This window comes from Desulfoscipio gibsoniae DSM 7213 (genome assembly GCF_000233715.2).
Lineage (GTDB): Bacteria > Bacillota > Desulfotomaculia > Desulfotomaculales > Desulfallaceae > Sporotomaculum > Sporotomaculum gibsoniae.
In genome coordinates, this window is sequence record NC_021184.1 from 80,593 (window position 1) to 97,177 (window position 16,585).

The window sequence follows — 16,585 nt, forward strand, 5'->3', positions numbered from 1 at the left end:
GGGAAAACTTGACAAGATAGACATCATTACTTTAAAATCATTATGTCGATACAGGTCATGATGGAGAGGAGTAAATACGGGAGAACCGCCCAGCGAGTGGGGAAGGTGTGAGCCCACCGGGGAAACCGTATTGAACATGGCTCCGGAGCTGTCGGCTGAATTTCAGTAGGCCGTACCGGGTTAAGCGCCGTTATCAAGCTTGGGGTATCGGGAAACAAGTTCCCCGTACCTTAATGAGGCCTTTTCTGACAAGAGAAGGTAAAATAGGGTGGTAACGCGGGATAACATTTTCGCCCCTGGGTAAACCGGGGGCGTTATTTATTTTATGGTAGTATACGAGACGCCATTAAGTAAATAACGGTACATGATTTTAATTGCAAATTATAACAGTGTCAGGAGGAAAAAGTATGGAACCAAAGAAAACTTTTTACATAACCACACCAATTTACTATCCCAGCGACAACTTGCATATAGGACACGCTTATACCACCGTGGCGGCCGATGCTATGGCTAGATTTAAAAAGTTAACCGGATATGATGTCCGGTTTTTAACGGGTTCTGACGAGCATGGTCAGAAAATTGAACGCTCGGCCCGGGAGCGGGGTGAGACGCCGATTGAATACGTGGATAAAATTGTAGCGGGTTTTAAGCAGCTATGGAGTAGTTTGAACATCGATTACGATGATTTTATCCGCACCACTGAGGGTAGGCACAAAAAAGTGGTGCAAAAGGTTTTTCAAAAATTATACAATCAGGGTGATATTTATAAGGCCAGCTACAAGGGTTGGTACTGTACACCCTGCGAAACACTGTGGACAGAGGCGCGTCTGGAAAACGGCAACTGTCCCGACTGCGGTCGCTCTGTCGAGCCGCTGGAGGAAGAAAGCTATTTCTTTAAAATGTCCAAGTATGCTGATCGCATGCTCAAATATATTGAGGATAACCCCGACTTTATCCAGCCTGCTTCACGGCGCAATGAAATGGTCAGCTTTATTAAAAGCGGCCTTGAAGACCTTTGCGTATCCCGTACTACCTTTGACTGGGGTATTACCGTGCCTTTTGATGATAAACATGTTATTTACGTTTGGGTTGATGCCCTGACCAACTATATTTCCGCGCTGGGGTATGGTGAGGAAAACGATGCTCTGTACCAAAAATTCTGGCCGGCTGATATCCATCTGGTGGGAAAAGATATCGTTCGTTTTCACACCATTATCTGGCCCATTATACTCATGGCTTTGGAATTACCTTTGCCCAAGCAAGTAGTGGGGCATGGTTGGGTGCTGCTGGACAGTGGTAAGATGAGCAAGTCCAAAGGCAATGTGGTGGACCCTCTGGTGCTTATCGACAAGTATGGGGTGGATGCCATACGTTATTACCTGCTGCGGGAAATGCCCCTGGGCGCGGACGTTATTTATTCGGAGGAGGCGCTGGTGCACCGTATCAATGTCGACCTGGCCAATGATTTTGGCAATTTGTTCAACCGTACCTGTGCCATGGCCAATAAATATTTTAAAGGACGCCTTGAAACACCGGATGCGCCCGAGGGGCCGGATAACGAATTGCTGGAATTGGCCCGAACTACCCCGTCCGAAGTGATAGATTTTATGGAGCGACGGGAAATTTCCAATGCTTTGGCAGCTATACTGCGCTTGGTAGGCCGGGCCAACAAGTACTTGGAAGAAACAGCACCCTGGGCGCTGGCCAAGGATCCGGCCAAGCAGGACCGCTTAAACACTGTGCTGTACAATGTGGCCGAAGCATTGCGTTTTGCTACAGTTATGGCAACCCCTTATATGCCGGGCCTGCCCGGGCGTGCCTGGCCCCTATTGGGCATTGAGGGACAGCCACACCTGCACACCTGGGAGTCTCTGCAGTGGGGTAAGCTGCCGGACGGAACGGTGCTCAAGCGCGGAGAACCGCTGTTCCCGCGTATTGATCCGGCTACTTTGGGGGAAGCATAATGGATTTGCAGACAGGTCAAAATCAACGGACAGAGGCTGGGCGGGGGTTGGTTGGTGAACTGTTTGACACCCACGCCCACCTTTACGATGAACAATTTACCGCTGATCTTGAACAGGTGTTTGATCGTATGGCCCAGGCCAAAGTCACCCGTGTGCTGTGCGTGGGTTATGATGTACTTTCATCGGAAAAGGCATTGTCTATGGCTGAGAACCGCTCTGGAGTTACAGCCGCGGTGGGGGTGCACCCGCATGATGCCGAGGATGTTGCACCGGATTATCTGACCCGGTTGACTGACCTGGCCCGCCACCCCCGGGTGGCTGCGCTGGGTGAAATAGGTCTTGATTACTACAGGGATCTTTCACCGCGTCCGGTGCAGCAACGGGTTTTTCGGGAGCAGCTGGCCCTGGTGCGGGAGCTGGGTATGCCGGTGATCATTCATGTGCGTGATGCTTTCGGAGATTTACTGGATATTTTGCGCCGAGATGGTATCAGCCCGGCCGGGGGAGTAATGCATTGCTTTAGCGGCAGTTGGGAAATAGCTCAACAGGCTTTGGGGATGGGTTTTTATATTTCCCTGGCCGGGCCGGTGACCTTTAAAAAAGCCCCCAAGCTAAAGGAAATTGCCATGCGGGTGCCGGCAGATCGCCTGCTTATAGAAACTGACTGCCCATTTTTAGCCCCGGAGCCATTTAGAGGGCGGCGCAATGAGCCTGCTTATGTCAGATATGTGGCTGAGCACATTGCTATGTTACGGGACATGCCGCTGGATGAGCTGGCTTGGATCACCACTGATAACGCCAAAAAGCTGTTCAATGTGGAGTAAGGTTAGCTTAGTTTCTAAAAGCACCGAACGTGCTTATAGAATTTATGTATATGGATTTATACTAATCAAGCATATACCAGATAAGGGGGCTGATTTATTGGAAAAAGCATTAGATGTTACCAGGGGGTTAACACTGGTTTTTACAGGAAACGGCAAGGGCAAAACCACCGCGGCGCTGGGTATGGCGCTGCGGGCCTGGGGGCAGGGCATGAAGGTTTTGATTCTGCAGTTTATCAAGGGCGGTTGGAAATACGGTGAACTTAAGGCAGCGGAAAAATTAGGTCCAAGGTTTGTTATGCAGCAGATGGGGGAAGGTTTCATCAAAGGCTCTAATGACGAGGGTTTGGAGTTGCACCGCACTGCTGCCCAAAAAGCGTTGAAAGAAGCCCAACAAGTTATACTGGAGGGGGCGGCCGATATGGTTGTCCTGGATGAAATAAATTACGCTGTGCATTATGGGTTGGTGGATAAAAGGGATGTTCTGGATATTATCCGCAGTAAGCCTCCCCACCTGCATCTGGTGCTTACCGGGCGCAATGTGTCCGACGAAGTGGCTGAAATGGCTGATCTGGTAACCGAGATGCGGGAAGTAAAACATCCCTTTGTTGCTGGTATTCCGGCCCAAAAAGGTATTGAGTTTTAATGCGGCGGGTTATTTAATATAGGCATGTTTTAACAGCTGCTATATGGCGGCTGTTTTTTTTGTAATAATTTAACTGGGAGGCTTTTCAAGTATTGTAAAAAATGGTAAAGTAATAAATACCGGGACAGGTAGCGTAGAAATAAAGCAATACTGGTGGCGTGTTTTGCAATTTACCAGCACGGCAGGAAAAAGGCATTATGTGGCGAATATATATAAGCCAAGTGTTACCGAAGATAGCCTTCCAACATTTTAACTAATTAAACTGTAATAGCATAGTATATTAAAAACTTGGGATTTTTACAGAACAGGTGTTTATCTTGGGGCCATGCCGGTAAAGAGTGTTTTGTATTTTCCGAGGGAGGGATAGTTATTAGTTTGGACAAAAGTGCGGCGGAGTGTACTACAACCGACAACTTCTTTAATGGCAGGGTTGCGGCGGCTTTGCTGGCTATAATTCTGTTGGTGGTGGCCATCATTTCAGCTTACCAGGGTGCTAAGAAGGAAGTTAATTTGCTGGTGGATGGTAAACAACGACGGGTGCATACATTTCATAATGATGTACAAGGGCTTTTGCAGGAAAACGGCATTGTTTTGGCCGCCAAAGATAGAGTGTCTCCAGACCCGGCTACTGCCCTGGATGACGGCATGACGGTAAACGTGCGCAGGGCTGTATCGGTTAAGTTGCAGGTGGGCAATGAGCAGTACCAGGTGCTCAGCTCGGCCGAGACGGTTGGTGAGGTGCTCAATGAAGAAGGTGTGGTGCTCGGGGAGCGGGATATAGTTACTCCGGCCCTTGGCACTCGTTTTGATAAAGAAGTTTGTATCCAAGTGGATCGAATTACCACCCGGGTAATTGAAGAGGAAGTGCCAATTCCTTACGAGATAAAGCGAGAAAATGACGCTACGTTATTCAGGGGGATTGTCCGGGTAATCAAAAGCGGTAGTGAAGGTTTGGAAAAAAGGATTTGGGAAATAGTTTATAAAAACGATAAAGAGATGGAAAAGCGACTATTAGCCAGTACTATGTTGCAAGAACCTGTGGATCAGGTAGTCAGGGTGGGCACCATGCAGACCGTTACCAGGGGGGGCAATGACATCAGGTTCTCCCGAGCTTATGACATGGTGGCTACAGCTTATACTTATACGGGAAATAATACAGCTAGCGGGATTAGTCCCCATGTGGGGGTTGTGGCAGTTGATCCATCGGTAATTCCCATGGGTAGCCGGTTGTATGTGGAAGGATATGGTTACGGCAGAGCGATGGATAAGGGCTCGGCAATCAAAGGAAATCGTATCGATGTTTTTATGGAAAGCCATAGTCAGGCTACGAGCTGGGGAAGACGTTCGGTGAAAGTATATTTACTTGAGTAAATAATGAGAGGCAATGCCTCTCGTTTTTATTTTTTGTTTAAACTTGGTATGATATATGTAATATGATTAATAAAAATTTGCGTAGTACGGAGGTATATATAATGGATCCCGTATCACCCAGTACGGTAAGGGATTTATTGCAGCGTCACCAATTTAGAATCAAAAAAAAATTAGGACAGAATTTCCTTATTGATGGAAATATAATAAATAAGATATTGAATGCTGCCGCATTGAATAATCATGATATAGTGGTGGAAATTGGTCCGGGGATTGGCGCGCTTACCTGTAGATTGGCACAAAAAGCCCGTCAGGTTTTAGCTGTGGAAATTGACCGCACCGTGTTCCCATTGTTGGCGGAAACGTTGGGTGAGCTGGATAATGTTACGCTGGTGGAAGCCGACGCATTAAAAACTGATTTTGACCGGTTGGTGCAAGACGCAATCGGAGACCCTGCATGTGGATACAAGGTGGTTGCTAACTTGCCGTATTATATAACCACCCCCTTAATTATGCACTTATTGGAAGAGTGTTCTTACGCCCGAAAAATTGTTGTTATGGTGCAGGAGGAGGTAGCCAGGCGGCTTACCGCCCTACCAAATACCAAGGATTACGGGGCGCTTACCGTGGCCGCCAACTATTACGCAAAGGTGGAAATGGCTTTCAAGGTGCCCCGGACCGTGTTTCTGCCGCGCCCGGAAGTGGATTCGGCAGTGGTAAGTATGACAGTAAGGGAAAGCCCGGCGGTTTGTGTTAAAAGTGAGAAAATTTATTTTGCCCTGGTCAGGGCGGCTTTTCAACAGAGGCGCAAAACATTGCTTAATGCATTAACCAGTTTAGATAGAGACTTTCCAAGAGATAAGTGGCTTAATGTTTTGCGACAGGCTGAAATTGACCCGATGCGCCGTGGTGAGACATTGAATTTGTATGAGTTTGCTCGTTTGGCTGATATCTATTTTCAATGCAGGCAATATTAAAGGAGATGGACTAATTGTTTTTTACCAGTCCTTCCAAGGGGAAATTGTCATTTATTGAAATGATGGATGACATTATTAACTATATTAGAGGTCTGCCCAGTTCATCATACAAAATTATTATCGGTACTGATTCCATGGTCAGGGACGAAACCTGTTTTGTAACCGCCGTTGTGGTACACCGCCTGGGTAAGGGGGCCAGATACTATTACCGAAAGAAAACGCAGCGCAAGATAAAAAGCCTGCGTCAAAAAATATTTTACGAAACAGCCCTCAGCTTAGAATTGGGCGGAAAAATAACGGAATATTTTTCCGAAAGCGGTTATGCTGAAATGCCGGTAGAAGTGCATATTGATGTGGGTAACCAGGGTGAAACCCGCGATTTGATTAAAGAAGTAGTGGGGATGGTCGTTGGCAGTGGCTTTCAGGCTAAAATCAAACCCGATGCCTACGGTGCCTCCTCTGTCGCCGACAAGCATACCAAGTAAAAATAGAAATATTAAGGGTTGCTCTCGATCAAGTCCCACCGGCGTTCCTGGTGGTAGCCGATATATTCCAGCCCGCCCAGTATACGATTACCGATTTGGCCGTCTTTGGCGTACATAGCGGACAGGCAATCACCGATAATGGTCTCTGTAATTTTATCGGTATGATGGGAACCCCTCAGGGGTGAACCAAGGTACATGTGGCTTGTCTCAGCGGCCACACCGACGCGCAGGCCGGCCCGGGCGGCTTTGGCCAGCAGCAGGGGAGGTACGGCAAAATCCGCCGGGTCTGCCAACCGCAGCAGCCTGCGGGAAACGGCATGTGGTCCGTGGGAGGGCGTAGCGGTGCCGATGATATGGAAAAGATTTAAGTGGCGGTTGAGTTCTTCCCGTACTTTGAGTAAGCGGGCCGCGGGGGGGCGTAATACTGTACTGTGCATAAGTTGGGTAACAATTGGTCAAAGCCAGGTCCAGTCCCTGGTTTCGGACAGCCAACACCAACTTGGCTAACAGTTCTTCATTTGCCCCGAACATGTCGCCATCAATAAATAATATCCCGTCAGCATCCAGCCGGACAGCTTCCACTGCCCCTACCGCACGGGGAACATCTATACCCAGAGGTTCTGCATACCACAATGGTGCCAGAAGAGGGCAGTTTATGCTTTCCAAAACGTCCAGTGAATTGTCGGTACAACCATTTAGCACAGGGATAATACATTCCAGTTGGTTAACAGGTAAATTGGCAATTACTTTTGCCAGGCTTTTTGCTTCGTTTTTAGCGGGTATTACTGCAATAAACACGGGTAGCCCCTCCTTTTCATGCCGCTAAATATACTGTCCCGGGCGTTTACATGGAATTATTCATGTTCATGCACCAATGTTAATTTAAAGTATGCCACCCTATGGTAAAAGTTTCTTGACCATAGGGTGGCATACTTTTATTTTTATATTATTTCACACCTTTACCCTGCTAATTCATAAGATGTAGAAAAAACAATGGGGGGTTGCTGATTGGATATAAAAGTTGGTGATGTAGTAGGGCGAAAGTCATACGGTATGGATATTTATTTCAAGGTAATTGAAATTGCCGCAGAAGGTGGCGGCAACCAAATGGCTCGCTTAAATGGCCTGGACATGAGGCTTTGTGCCAATGCGCCCCTTGCAGATTTGGTAAAAATTGAACCAGGTAAATTGGCGGATTACTGGAGGATGACCATGAGCAAAAACCACGAGGCCATGCGCAGAGTTTTTACGCGTCGGCAGCAGGATCGTGAAAGGACATTGATGCGTTCGGTGCCTAGCACTAATCCAGGGGAATTGGATAGCTTTGATGTGCCGGGGCGAGTATTGCACATCGACGGTGATGGTGAGTATCTTGATTTGTGTATGACCACTTACCGGCAATTACAAATTCCAGCTGAAGGTCTTAACATTCCAGAAAACCAGCAGGCGCAAAAAGTATATGATTTGTTGTCGGAGCACCGGCCTGATTTATTGGTGCTTACCGGACATGATGGATTTACAAAAGGTACTAAGGATTTTTCAAATATCAATAATTACTATAACTCCGGCCATTTTGTAGCGGCTGTGCGAGAAGCCCGTCGCTATGAAAAAAGTCGTGATGATTTAGTCATCTTTGCCGGGGCTTGTCAATCCCATTATGAGTCATTGCTTGAGGCTGGAGCTAATTTTGCCAGTTCTCCCCAACGTGTGTTGATACATGCCTTTGACCCAGTGTTTGTCATAGAAAAAATTGCTTATACATCCATTTATGATCCCATAAGCTTGCAAGATATCATTGCCGGTACAATTACCGGTTTTGATGGCATTGGGGGCATGGAAACCAGGGGCAAATATCGTATGGGGGTGCCCCGCTCCCCCTATTAATCGGTAACCCTTTTTCACCGGCATGCATAAAATGGCATCAGAAAAGGAGGTGTGGCTATGGAAAGGCATTATCGCGTCCTTGATAAAGTACAGAGGCGCATTTTAAAAATGCCCAATGTTGTTGGTGTAGGAGTGGGATATAAGCAGGTGGGCCTTACCCAAACTAATAAACCGGCGATTATTATTTTTGTGGAAAAAAAAGTACCTGCAGCTAATTTGCAGCGCAGCCAAAAATTACCACCAAAGATAGACGGTTTGGAAACCGATGTTATTGAAATCGGCCGGGTGAGGTTATTGGATAGGGTTATGAAAATGCGTCCTGCCCTTCCCGGCAGTAGTGTTGGTCATTATAAAATCAGTGCCGGTACTTTTGGTGCCGTGGTTAGAGATAAAAATACCGGAGAAAAGTTGATTTTATCTAACAACCATATACTGGCCAACGGGACAAACGGCAGCGATGGCCGGGCCAGTGTGGGCGATGCTATTTTGCAACCGGGACCCTATGACGGTGGAAAGGCAAGTGACAAAATAGCCGAATTAATTAGGTTTATTCCATTGATTAGAACTGCCCAGCCCTCCGAATGCCCGGTGGCGGTGGGTGTGGCCGGCATTGGTAACCGGTTTATTAGGCTAATACGTCCGGCATATGAAATGCGCTTTTATAAATACAGTCGTTCCACAAATATAGTGGACTGTGCCGTAGCCCGGCCAATAAAAACCGGTTTGATTGGCGAAGAACTGGTAGAGTTGGGCGCGGTGACCGGGGTGGAGGAAGCCCGGGAAGGAATGTGGGTGCAAAAGAGCGGTCGGACCACAGGGGTTACCTCTGGCTTGGTTACCGCTATGGGAGTGACTTTAAAGGTGAGCCTTTCTGATGATGAATCAGGCTGGTTCAGTGACCAGGTGGTGGCGGATGTTATGTGTCAACCGGGTGATAGTGGCTCGCTGATCATAGGTAAAGAAAACAAAGCTGTGGGTCTTTTATTTGCAGGTTCTGATACGCATTGCATCTTTAACCGCATTCAAAATGTACTTAATCTGTTGGAAATAGAATTTTAGTTGCCGGACGGGGGCTAAAAGTCTACGCTGCCGGAGGAGGTTTGATACGTGAAAGTTTACCAGACCAGCGATGTAGCCCTCACATTTTTTAATGATATTCCGGCTATTGGCCCCCGCTTACCCAGCAAGGAAGACGCCCTCAAAGTAGCGGAGAGCTACTTACGGTTAATTGATAAACTAGCCCGGGGGAAAAAAGGTAACCCGCACTGCAGTATCAGTTTTTTAAAGCAAACGGATGGGCTTTATACGTTAATATTGAGGGGTTCCGGCATGGCTTTGGAGACACTATGCAATTTGGATGAGTTAATGCTGCAGCGTTTTAAAAAAGGCTTAAAAAACAAACTTTTTATTTTAACCTGCTTCTTTGACGCTCCGGATGGCCAGGTGATGTGCCTGGCCTTGACGGAAGGTGTGGGCGCAGTGCTCTATTCACCGGGGTAGAATGTAATTCTTTGGTGCCGGGTGTTGAAAGGTTGAAAGATTATAAATCTTTCAACCTTTCAACACCCGGCACCATTAAGTACCATTTAACAGCTATTTTAAGCCAATAAAACCCTCAAACCATAAACTATTAATTTAACCTAATTTATAGGGGATCGCCTTAATTTACCCAAATTGCTATGCTTGTCTCATATTGGTATCATTAATGTCAGCCATCCATACATTGGACAGGCACACTTGGAGCAGTTGTGGATGTGCTTTGCAAAAAAAGGCATAACAGGAAAGGGGAGAGTAAATAAGTTGCAAACATGGAACAAATGGCTAGCTATGATTCCCTTGATGGCGGTATTATTGGCGTTTTCATTGCTGGCCGGGCCCGTTTGGGCAGCCGACAATCCAGTGGAAAAAGCCGGTAACGACTTAATAGTGACACAAGATTTGCCTAATGGTGAAATGGTGGTCACGGATGACCATGCGGTGACAGGGCAAACCGTTAAACAGTCTGCCGGCTTGGGCGATGTCACCCTTAGTATGCCTTTGGTCGTGGGAGGCATCGAAGGGTCCGAATTATCGGCTGAAGCTAACCAATTGTTTAAGCTGATTAATAATGAGCGGAGCAAAGCCGGCCTGGAACCGCTGGCAGCGGACAATATGCTGACCGTACTGGCTCGATTGAAGGCAAAGGATATGGCGGAGAAAAAGTACCTGGGATCCAGCTCCCCCATTTACGGTACAGTTGAAGATATGTTAAACGAGGCCAAGGTAGAGTACCGGTCGGTTGGTGAAAACCTGGTCCGGGCCACCAGCGCCGAGGCAGCCCATGCCTTATTTATGCGGTACAGTACCTTAAAAAATCGCGTTTTAAATTCCGACTTTGACCGGATTGGCGTGGCGGTGGTGCCGGCAGGCAGTTACTGCTACGTGGTGGAAATCTTTATTGATGAAGAGGAGCAAATCCAGCAGAACCCGGATGAAGAAACCAAAACGGGTAACGACGAAGAAGGTAGCGGAGCTGACGAACAAACTGGTGTAAAGCCCGGTCAGGATACTAAACCGGCACCTGAGCCTGAACCCCAGCCTGTTTCCGGTATGTCGGCTGATGAACAGCAGATGTTCAACCTGGTTAACCAGGAAAGAACCCGGCAAGGCTTAAGCCCGTTGCAGTTTGATGCCGCACTGCAGCAGCAGGCCCGTTTGAAGGCCGCGGATATGGTGGAAAAAAACTATTTCAGCCATACTTCACCGACCTACGGCTCACCCTTTGATATGCTGCAGCATGCCGGTATCAAATATACTTACGCCGGTGAGAACCTGGCTATGGCCCCATCGGTGCAGCAGGCTCACAATGGCTTGATGAATTCCAGCGGCCACCGGGCCAATATATTAAACGCTAATTATGACCGCGTGGGTATTGCTGTGCAAAGTAAGGGCTACCAAAAATATTTTGTACAGATATTCACCGGGGGACAGCGCAACACCAGCCCGGCTCCAAAGCCTGAACCCGCGCCTGCGCCGCAACCGGAGCCTGCGCCACAGCCTGAGCCCGCTCCCAACCCGGAGCCCAATCCGGCACCACAGCCCGGTAACGGTTCCGATGTTAATAGTTTGACGTCTGATGAACAGAAAATGTTCCAACTAATTAATCAAGAGAGAGCCAAAAACGGGACGGCTCCGCTCAAGGTCAATAATGAACTGGTCAAGCTGGCCCGGTTGAAGGCCCAGGATATGATTAACAAAAATTACTTCAGCCATACCTCACCGACCTATGGGTCACCCTTTGATATGATGAAGCAGTTCGGCATCCGGTACAGTTACGCCGGTGAAAACCTGGCCGGTGCCCCTACAGTGGCAATGGCCCACGAAAATCTGATGAATTCCTCGGGGCACAGAAAAAATATCTTAAACACCAATTTCACCGAGGTGGGCATAGGTATTGTAAATGGTGGACCTTACGGCAAAATGTTCGTGCAAATGTTTATTCAGCCGTGATTAGTAATACAGTGCAATTGAATAGTTAGCAAAGCCTTGGGGACTGCTGCACTGTCTCCAAAGCGTAGCGAAAGAAAAAAGGAAGGACTAAATGAGTCCTTCTTTTTTTCCCTTTTTGCATAGTTTGATAATATTGTCTGCACATTTTAGACAGTCCCTCATATATTATTATAGAACTCGCATGAAAGGAGGAGATTGTATGGTTGCTGCCCAGACAGCGGTTAAGGAGACTATTACCGTAAGCCAAGTGGTCAGCGAAAATTCCAAGCAAACCGTGGTGCGCGGGACATTTATGATACCAGACCCCAAACCGGACGTGGATCAGATTATCTCCATTGATAAGACGGCCAGCGTTAAAAAGACCAGACTTTTACCTGATAAAGTAGTGGTCGAAGGAACACTTACTTTGCAAATTGTATACGTGGCCTTTGAAAAGGATCAATCTGTACACCATATGCACGCGCAGGTCCCTTTTACCGCCTACGTTGATTTGCCGGGTGCACTGCCCGACATGGACGTAAGAGTGGATGTCTTTGTTGAAGATGTTAAACTTAATCCCAGCAGCAAGGATGTTCGGCAGTTTGATGTAATAGCGGTACTGGATGTATCGGCCAAGGTGACCGAAACCCGGGAGGTCGAGGTGCTTACCGAAGTACCGGATAATATGCATGCCAGCTACGACGTTATTCACATTGATGATGTAGTGGGCCGGGAATCTGCTCAGGTGATTGTCAGTGAAGAGTTTGATGAACCCGACGAAAAACCCGAGCCTAAAAAGGTGCTGGATGTTGATGCCACTGCTATGGTTACAGATGCTCGCATTGTGGCAGACAAGGTGATCATCGACGGCGAATTAACCTTGCAGATTATGTACGTAGGCGCAGTGCCGGAACAGTCCGTGCATAATATGCACAAAACCATCAAGTTTACTGATTTTGTTGAGGTGCCCGGGGCCGACCCGGAAATGGATGTGGTTGTGGACGCTGTGGTGGAAGATTGTGATGTAGAGATTAAAGGTGACCCATTTTTCAGCGCGAGTTGTGTGATAAGGCTGGATGCCCGGGTTACAGAACCCAGGGAGGTCCGGGTAGTTACCGAATGCACAGGCAACACAGTGGAAACCGTAGAGCTTAATGTTGAGCATATTATTGGCGAAGATTCTTCGCAGGTGGTGGTACGGGAAACTTTTGAAACTCCCGATCCTAAACCTTGTCCCGAAAAGGTGCTAAATGTATCCATAGACGAAATTAAAGTAACTGAAAAGAAAATTATTAAAAATAAGGTAATAACTAAGGGTTATGTAGATGTAAAGATTGTTTACGTCTCCGCCAAGCCCGATCAAGCTGTGCATGCTATGCACCAGCGGCTTAATTTCCGCACTTTTGTGGAAATTAAAGGTGCTGTCGAAGGTATGGATGTAGTTGTCAAGCCTGTGGTGGAATATATCAATGCCGAGGCGACCATGGGGTGTGATGTCAATATTGAGGCGGTTATCAAAGTCAGGGTACGGGTTACCGAAACGATGCGCCGGTCTGTGTGTGCTGATGTTGTGAAAGACGAAGAGTGTCCCGTTGGTCAGGTAATCGATTACACCATCAAGTCCGGTGATAGGCTTTTCCAGTTGGCCCAGCGCTACAGTACCACCGTGAATAGGATACTGGCTGAAAACCCGGGGATAAACCCCAATAATTTACAAGTTGGTCAGGTCATTAAAATACCCTGCGGGGCCAAGGGTTAATAAAAAAAATTATCGAAGGAGGTTGTGATATGGCCATACAATATTTTTATAGTGAGCCCGATAACGTTTTATGTGTAAAAATAAAAGTTCCGGTGGTTCTGGCGGAAGAAGAAGTGCAGGTGATTGTCGACAACGTAGCCGCTCTGCCCGAGCTGGCCCAGAAAATTGACCATATTGATGCCCGGCTGCTTGATTTTGAAGCCCGGCCGGTATTCGTTCACGAAAACGGTGATCGGTGGGTCAGTGTCATTGAAGAAGAGGGCTGGGAGCGCTTTGGCTGGCATTGGGTGAAGCACCGCCAGCCCGTGGTGAAAAAGGTGCTGGTCAGCGGCACACTGCACAAGCAAATTTTTTATGTGGATAAAGATGATCACGTCAAGCACGTGGGCGAAGATATTCCTTTTGCCGACGATGTGACCCTGGATGTGCCCCAGCCCGTGGTGGATGAGGATGATGTATTCGTCCAGCTGCACCATAAAAAAATCGATATGCGCTGGGACTTAAGGCGGGGGTCCCGGCTGCACCAGACCGGGGTGATGATTTTCCAGGTTAAAGTGGTTGAGGAAAGACAAATTTTCGTGCAGGTATGCCCGCAGCTGGACCGCAAGTGCGTCCGGGGCGTTAACCTGGTTAAAGACGGCAGCTTTGAGGCCTGGGGCACCAATACTGCCCCGGTTTTCTGGGGTGCCAGCAACGTATTGCGCTATAATAATGGTGCTTTAATGGGTAATATCCCCAATGAGCCGGCTTCACTGTTCCAGACCATTAACCGGCAAGGTGCCAACAACAACAATATTGTACCCACCGGGGAATACCGGCTGTGCTTTGATGCAATGGAAATTCCCGGTTTCAGAGAGGTTTTAGGGGGGACGGCTTCCTTTAACTTAACGGCGGAACTGCTTTTCTATGATCTTTACGGCAATATGGTTACCGGCGAAACCAAAACCTGGAATGCCGGAAACATAGCTGATCAATCATTCACTAACTTATGTCTCAACGCCGTTGCTCCTGAGGAGGCCCGGGAAGCGCTGGTAAGGTTTAGCTTTGAACCGAATTCGCTAAACACCAGTGCCGTGGTAATTGACAATGTCAAACTTGAGTGCATGCGGGTGCAAAACCGTTATTTTGAACAGTTTTACCAGGGCTAATTATTAATCAACAAGTTTATTAGAAGGCATATAAGCTGCCGAAGGGATGGTTTAAGACCATCTCTTTTTTCTTAATCAGGCGGTTGTAAAAGCGGGTGCATATTTGTCAGGTAGTATATTGCAACGGCTTTTTACGGTACAGCAGGCCGCTCTACAGGAATTTATTGTTATTAGTTAATTTAACTATTTTAACTTTCCAGGCATATATTTGTTAAGAGCTTGAAAACGAAGGGGGAAAAATCAATGATGAACAATATGGGTAATTTCATGCCGCTAGTGCAAGAACTGCAGGAACAATTGAAAAAAATGACGGTTAAAGTAAGCGCCGGTGAAGGAGCGGTGCAGATAGTGATGAATGGCAACCAGGAGGTGGTGCAGCTGCACTTTAAGCCTGAATCGGTTCAGGACCCGGCCCGGTTGGCCCAGTTGACCACCGAAGCTTTTAATGAGGGTATGCGGGAATCCAAAAAAATGGTGCGCGAGCAATTATCCAAATTAACGGGCGGCCTGGCCATCCCTACTGTGCCGGGTTTGATTTGATAGAGGTGGTATCATATCATGCCCGGTGCTGATTTGGAAAAAAGAATGGCTGAATTGTTGGAAATAAAGGGTAAGCACAATCTTGATAATGATCAATTTTTATTGTTCATGGGCCTCACCAATCTAATGGGTATTATTAATTTGCTTGAGGTGCGGGTCACCGGTGGTGCAAAGGGGAACGGCGCCCGCCGGTCTCCGTCGCCTCAGGAAATGGTGCCTTTTTTGGGTATGTTTGGCGGTCCCAAGGTCAGAGGGCAAGCTGATGGTGTAGCCAAATAAAAAAGGGCTGCCGGTAGGCCGCCCTTGGTCAGCTTGTCGTTAAAAGCTATTGTTTGTTTGTGGTTGATATTTCGGCAGGCAGCACTGCCGGGGTAGGTTCTATTACTGTTGTAGTGGTTATATCACTGTTGTACGATGGTGGTGTGTCATGGGTATCCAGTGAAATTGATGACTCATTGGGTTGATCCAGTGCGGGTTTTGAATCAGGCTCCTTATCGTTTGGGAAATGGGGCTGATCCACCAGCGGCAGATCATCCGCCGGTGAATGATTATTAAACTCGGCCCCGGGTTGTTCCCGGGGTGTATTATTGCCAGGGGACACTGTTAATTGATAAACGGCATTGTGCAGTGCATTTATACCCCTTTGCATTTCTTGAACGGTGTTTTGGGTACCATCAATCATTTCAATTAACCGGCGTAACCATGGCTCCAGGTTTTGCCCCCCCAAGGCCAAAACAATGAATAAGGGAATCATTTCCCAAGGGTTTAAATTTGAGCGGGTCAAAGAAATTCTCCTTTCGTTTAATATTTTATAGTTAGACTATGAAATAGACTATGCAAATGTTCGGTAAAGACGTTGCTTTATGGTAATTTAAAGCAGTAAGAGGGGTGTTGGAAAGTGGATGAAAACCATAAAATTGAGGAGATTTTGGCAAAAATATTGGATTATCAGTCAAAGCACAAAGTAGATGATGATAGTATTTTAATAATGCTCAGTTTGCTTAACCTGATGGGCATGGTTAATGTTTTAAACCGCCGGGAGGAAAGCTGCGCCGCACCTACCGGGACAGGTACCGGTCTTGGAAATATAGAAGCGTTACTGGGACCGCTTATGGCTTTGATGGCTTCCGGTATGGGTAAGGGCGGGAGCGGCAGTGGGCAGGGATCCTTTAACCCGGCGGCATTACTGAGCCTGTTGAGTGGCGGCCTGGGAGGCGGCCAAAGCAAGGGGGCTGCACCTGACCTTTCCGCGCTATTTGGCCTCCTGGGCCCCTTACTGGGCATGGGGGCCGGCCAGCCGTCCGGTTCATCACCTGACCAGGTGAAGGGCGCTGGAAATGGATCTACTAAGTCGCAGCCCGTGCAGCGGGAGATAAATCTGGATGAAAAATATAAAACCCCCACCACTGGCGCGGCCAGCGCCGGGATTGATGCCGCGGGGGAAAAAAAGGAACGGCCACCCAAGCCCGGTGAAGTATTGAAATGGAAATTTGGGACATGATAGACATAAAGGATAACCGGGGGT

The 16,585-nt window shown here is 47.6% G+C and carries 18 protein-coding genes and 1 other annotated feature; of the genes, 15 read left to right on the top strand and 3 right to left on the bottom strand.

The annotated features are described in order from the left end of the window. The first annotated feature begins 48 nt into the window (after nt 1-48). Nucleotides 49-301, top strand: a binding site (T-box leader). A gap of 106 nt (nt 302-407) precedes the next feature. The 6 genes from metG to DESGI_RS00475 all read left to right on the top strand — a co-directional run bounded on the left by metG (nt 408) and on the right by DESGI_RS00475 (nt 6,261). Then, nucleotides 408-1,964 carry a methionine--tRNA ligase gene (gene metG / locus DESGI_RS00450; protein ID WP_006523170.1) on the top strand — a complete coding sequence of 519 codons (1,557 nt, stop codon included), beginning with the start codon at nt 408-410 and terminating at the stop codon, nt 1,962-1,964. Further along, nucleotides 1,964-2,788, top strand: coding sequence for a TatD family hydrolase (locus DESGI_RS00455; protein WP_006523171.1), 825 nt, complete (start codon nt 1,964-1,966; stop codon nt 2,786-2,788). Before metG ends, DESGI_RS00455 begins: the two co-directional genes overlap by 1 nt. Nucleotides 2,789-2,885: 97 nt before the next feature. Continuing rightward, nucleotides 2,886-3,431 carry a cob(I)yrinic acid a,c-diamide adenosyltransferase gene (cobO, locus tag DESGI_RS00460; RefSeq protein ID WP_006523172.1) on the top strand — a complete coding sequence of 182 codons (546 nt, stop codon included), beginning with the start codon at nt 2,886-2,888 and terminating at the stop codon, nt 3,429-3,431. A gap of 375 nt (nt 3,432-3,806) precedes the next feature. Then, nucleotides 3,807-4,802, top strand: coding sequence for a resuscitation-promoting factor (locus DESGI_RS00465; protein ID WP_006523173.1), 996 nt, complete (start codon nt 3,807-3,809; stop codon nt 4,800-4,802). Between the two features lie 101 nt (nt 4,803-4,903). Then, nucleotides 4,904-5,776 carry a 16S rRNA (adenine(1518)-N(6)/adenine(1519)-N(6))-dimethyltransferase RsmA gene (rsmA, locus tag DESGI_RS00470; RefSeq protein WP_006523174.1) on the top strand — a complete coding sequence of 291 codons (873 nt, stop codon included), beginning with the start codon at nt 4,904-4,906 and terminating at the stop codon, nt 5,774-5,776. A gap of 14 nt (nt 5,777-5,790) precedes the next feature. Then, complete coding sequence (locus tag DESGI_RS00475; RefSeq protein ID WP_006523175.1) at nt 5,791-6,261, top strand: ribonuclease H-like YkuK family protein; 471 nt, start codon at nt 5,791-5,793, stop codon at nt 6,259-6,261. A gap of 11 nt (nt 6,262-6,272) precedes the next feature. Here the strand turns inward: DESGI_RS00475 and DESGI_RS22735 are convergent, their stop codons facing one another. Together DESGI_RS22735 and DESGI_RS00480 are read right to left on the bottom strand one after the other, a co-directional pair. After that, nucleotides 6,273-6,554, bottom strand: coding sequence for a hypothetical protein (locus DESGI_RS22735; RefSeq protein WP_157872701.1), 282 nt, complete (start codon nt 6,552-6,554; stop codon nt 6,273-6,275). After that, nucleotides 6,469-7,059 carry a glycosyltransferase family 2 protein gene (locus tag DESGI_RS00480; protein ID WP_006523176.1) on the bottom strand — a complete coding sequence of 197 codons (591 nt, stop codon included), beginning with the start codon at nt 7,057-7,059 and terminating at the stop codon, nt 6,469-6,471. Before DESGI_RS00480 ends, DESGI_RS22735 begins: the two co-directional genes overlap by 86 nt. A 210-nt stretch (nt 7,060-7,269) precedes the next feature. Here DESGI_RS00480 and yabG point away from each other — a divergent pair, with 210 nt between their 5' ends. The 8 genes from yabG (at nt 7,270) to DESGI_RS00525 (ending at nt 15,339) form a co-directional block, all read left to right on the top strand. Next, on the top strand, nt 7,270-8,145 hold the full coding sequence (gene yabG / locus DESGI_RS00485; protein ID WP_006523177.1) for a sporulation peptidase YabG: 876 nt from the start codon (nt 7,270-7,272) through the stop codon (nt 8,143-8,145). A 57-nt stretch (nt 8,146-8,202) separates the two neighbouring features. Beyond that, complete coding sequence (locus DESGI_RS00490) at nt 8,203-9,204, top strand: chymotrypsin family serine protease (RefSeq protein ID WP_006523178.1); 1,002 nt, start codon at nt 8,203-8,205, stop codon at nt 9,202-9,204. A 48-nt stretch (nt 9,205-9,252) separates the two neighbouring features. Continuing rightward, on the top strand, nt 9,253-9,645 hold the full coding sequence (locus DESGI_RS00495) for a hypothetical protein (protein ID WP_006523179.1): 393 nt from the start codon (nt 9,253-9,255) through the stop codon (nt 9,643-9,645). A 300-nt stretch (nt 9,646-9,945) separates the two neighbouring features. After that, nucleotides 9,946-11,634, top strand: a complete 1,689-nt coding sequence (locus DESGI_RS22740; RefSeq protein ID WP_006523180.1) for a CAP domain-containing protein — start codon at nt 9,946-9,948, stop codon at nt 11,632-11,634. A gap of 199 nt (nt 11,635-11,833) precedes the next feature. After that, complete coding sequence (locus DESGI_RS00510; protein ID WP_006523181.1) at nt 11,834-13,372, top strand: DUF3794 and LysM peptidoglycan-binding domain-containing protein; 1,539 nt, start codon at nt 11,834-11,836, stop codon at nt 13,370-13,372. Nucleotides 13,373-13,401: 29 nt separating this feature from the next. Further along, nucleotides 13,402-14,520: a DUF3794 domain-containing protein gene (locus DESGI_RS00515; RefSeq protein WP_006523182.1), complete on the top strand. Its 1,119-nt coding sequence runs from the start codon at nt 13,402-13,404 to the stop codon at nt 14,518-14,520. Nucleotides 14,521-14,763: 243 nt separating this feature from the next. Beyond that, the gene (locus DESGI_RS00520) at nt 14,764-15,060 is read left to right on the top strand and encodes a YbaB/EbfC family nucleoid-associated protein (RefSeq protein WP_006523183.1); all 297 of its coding nucleotides are present in this window, start codon (nt 14,764-14,766) and stop codon (nt 15,058-15,060) included. 18 nt (nt 15,061-15,078) lie between these two features. Continuing rightward, complete coding sequence (locus DESGI_RS00525; RefSeq protein ID WP_006523184.1) at nt 15,079-15,339, top strand: hypothetical protein; 261 nt, start codon at nt 15,079-15,081, stop codon at nt 15,337-15,339. 46 nt (nt 15,340-15,385) lie between these two features. Here DESGI_RS00525 and DESGI_RS00530 read toward each other — a convergent pair whose 3' ends face one another. Then, nucleotides 15,386-15,844 (bottom strand): hypothetical protein, encoded by a 459-nt coding sequence (locus DESGI_RS00530; RefSeq protein ID WP_006523185.1) that lies wholly within the window; start codon nt 15,842-15,844, stop codon nt 15,386-15,388. 114 nt (nt 15,845-15,958) lie between these two features. Between DESGI_RS00530 and DESGI_RS00535 the strand changes: the two genes are divergently transcribed. Then, nucleotides 15,959-16,561, top strand: a complete 603-nt coding sequence (locus DESGI_RS00535) for a hypothetical protein (RefSeq protein ID WP_006523186.1) — start codon at nt 15,959-15,961, stop codon at nt 16,559-16,561. Nucleotides 16,562-16,585: the final 24 nt, after the last annotated feature.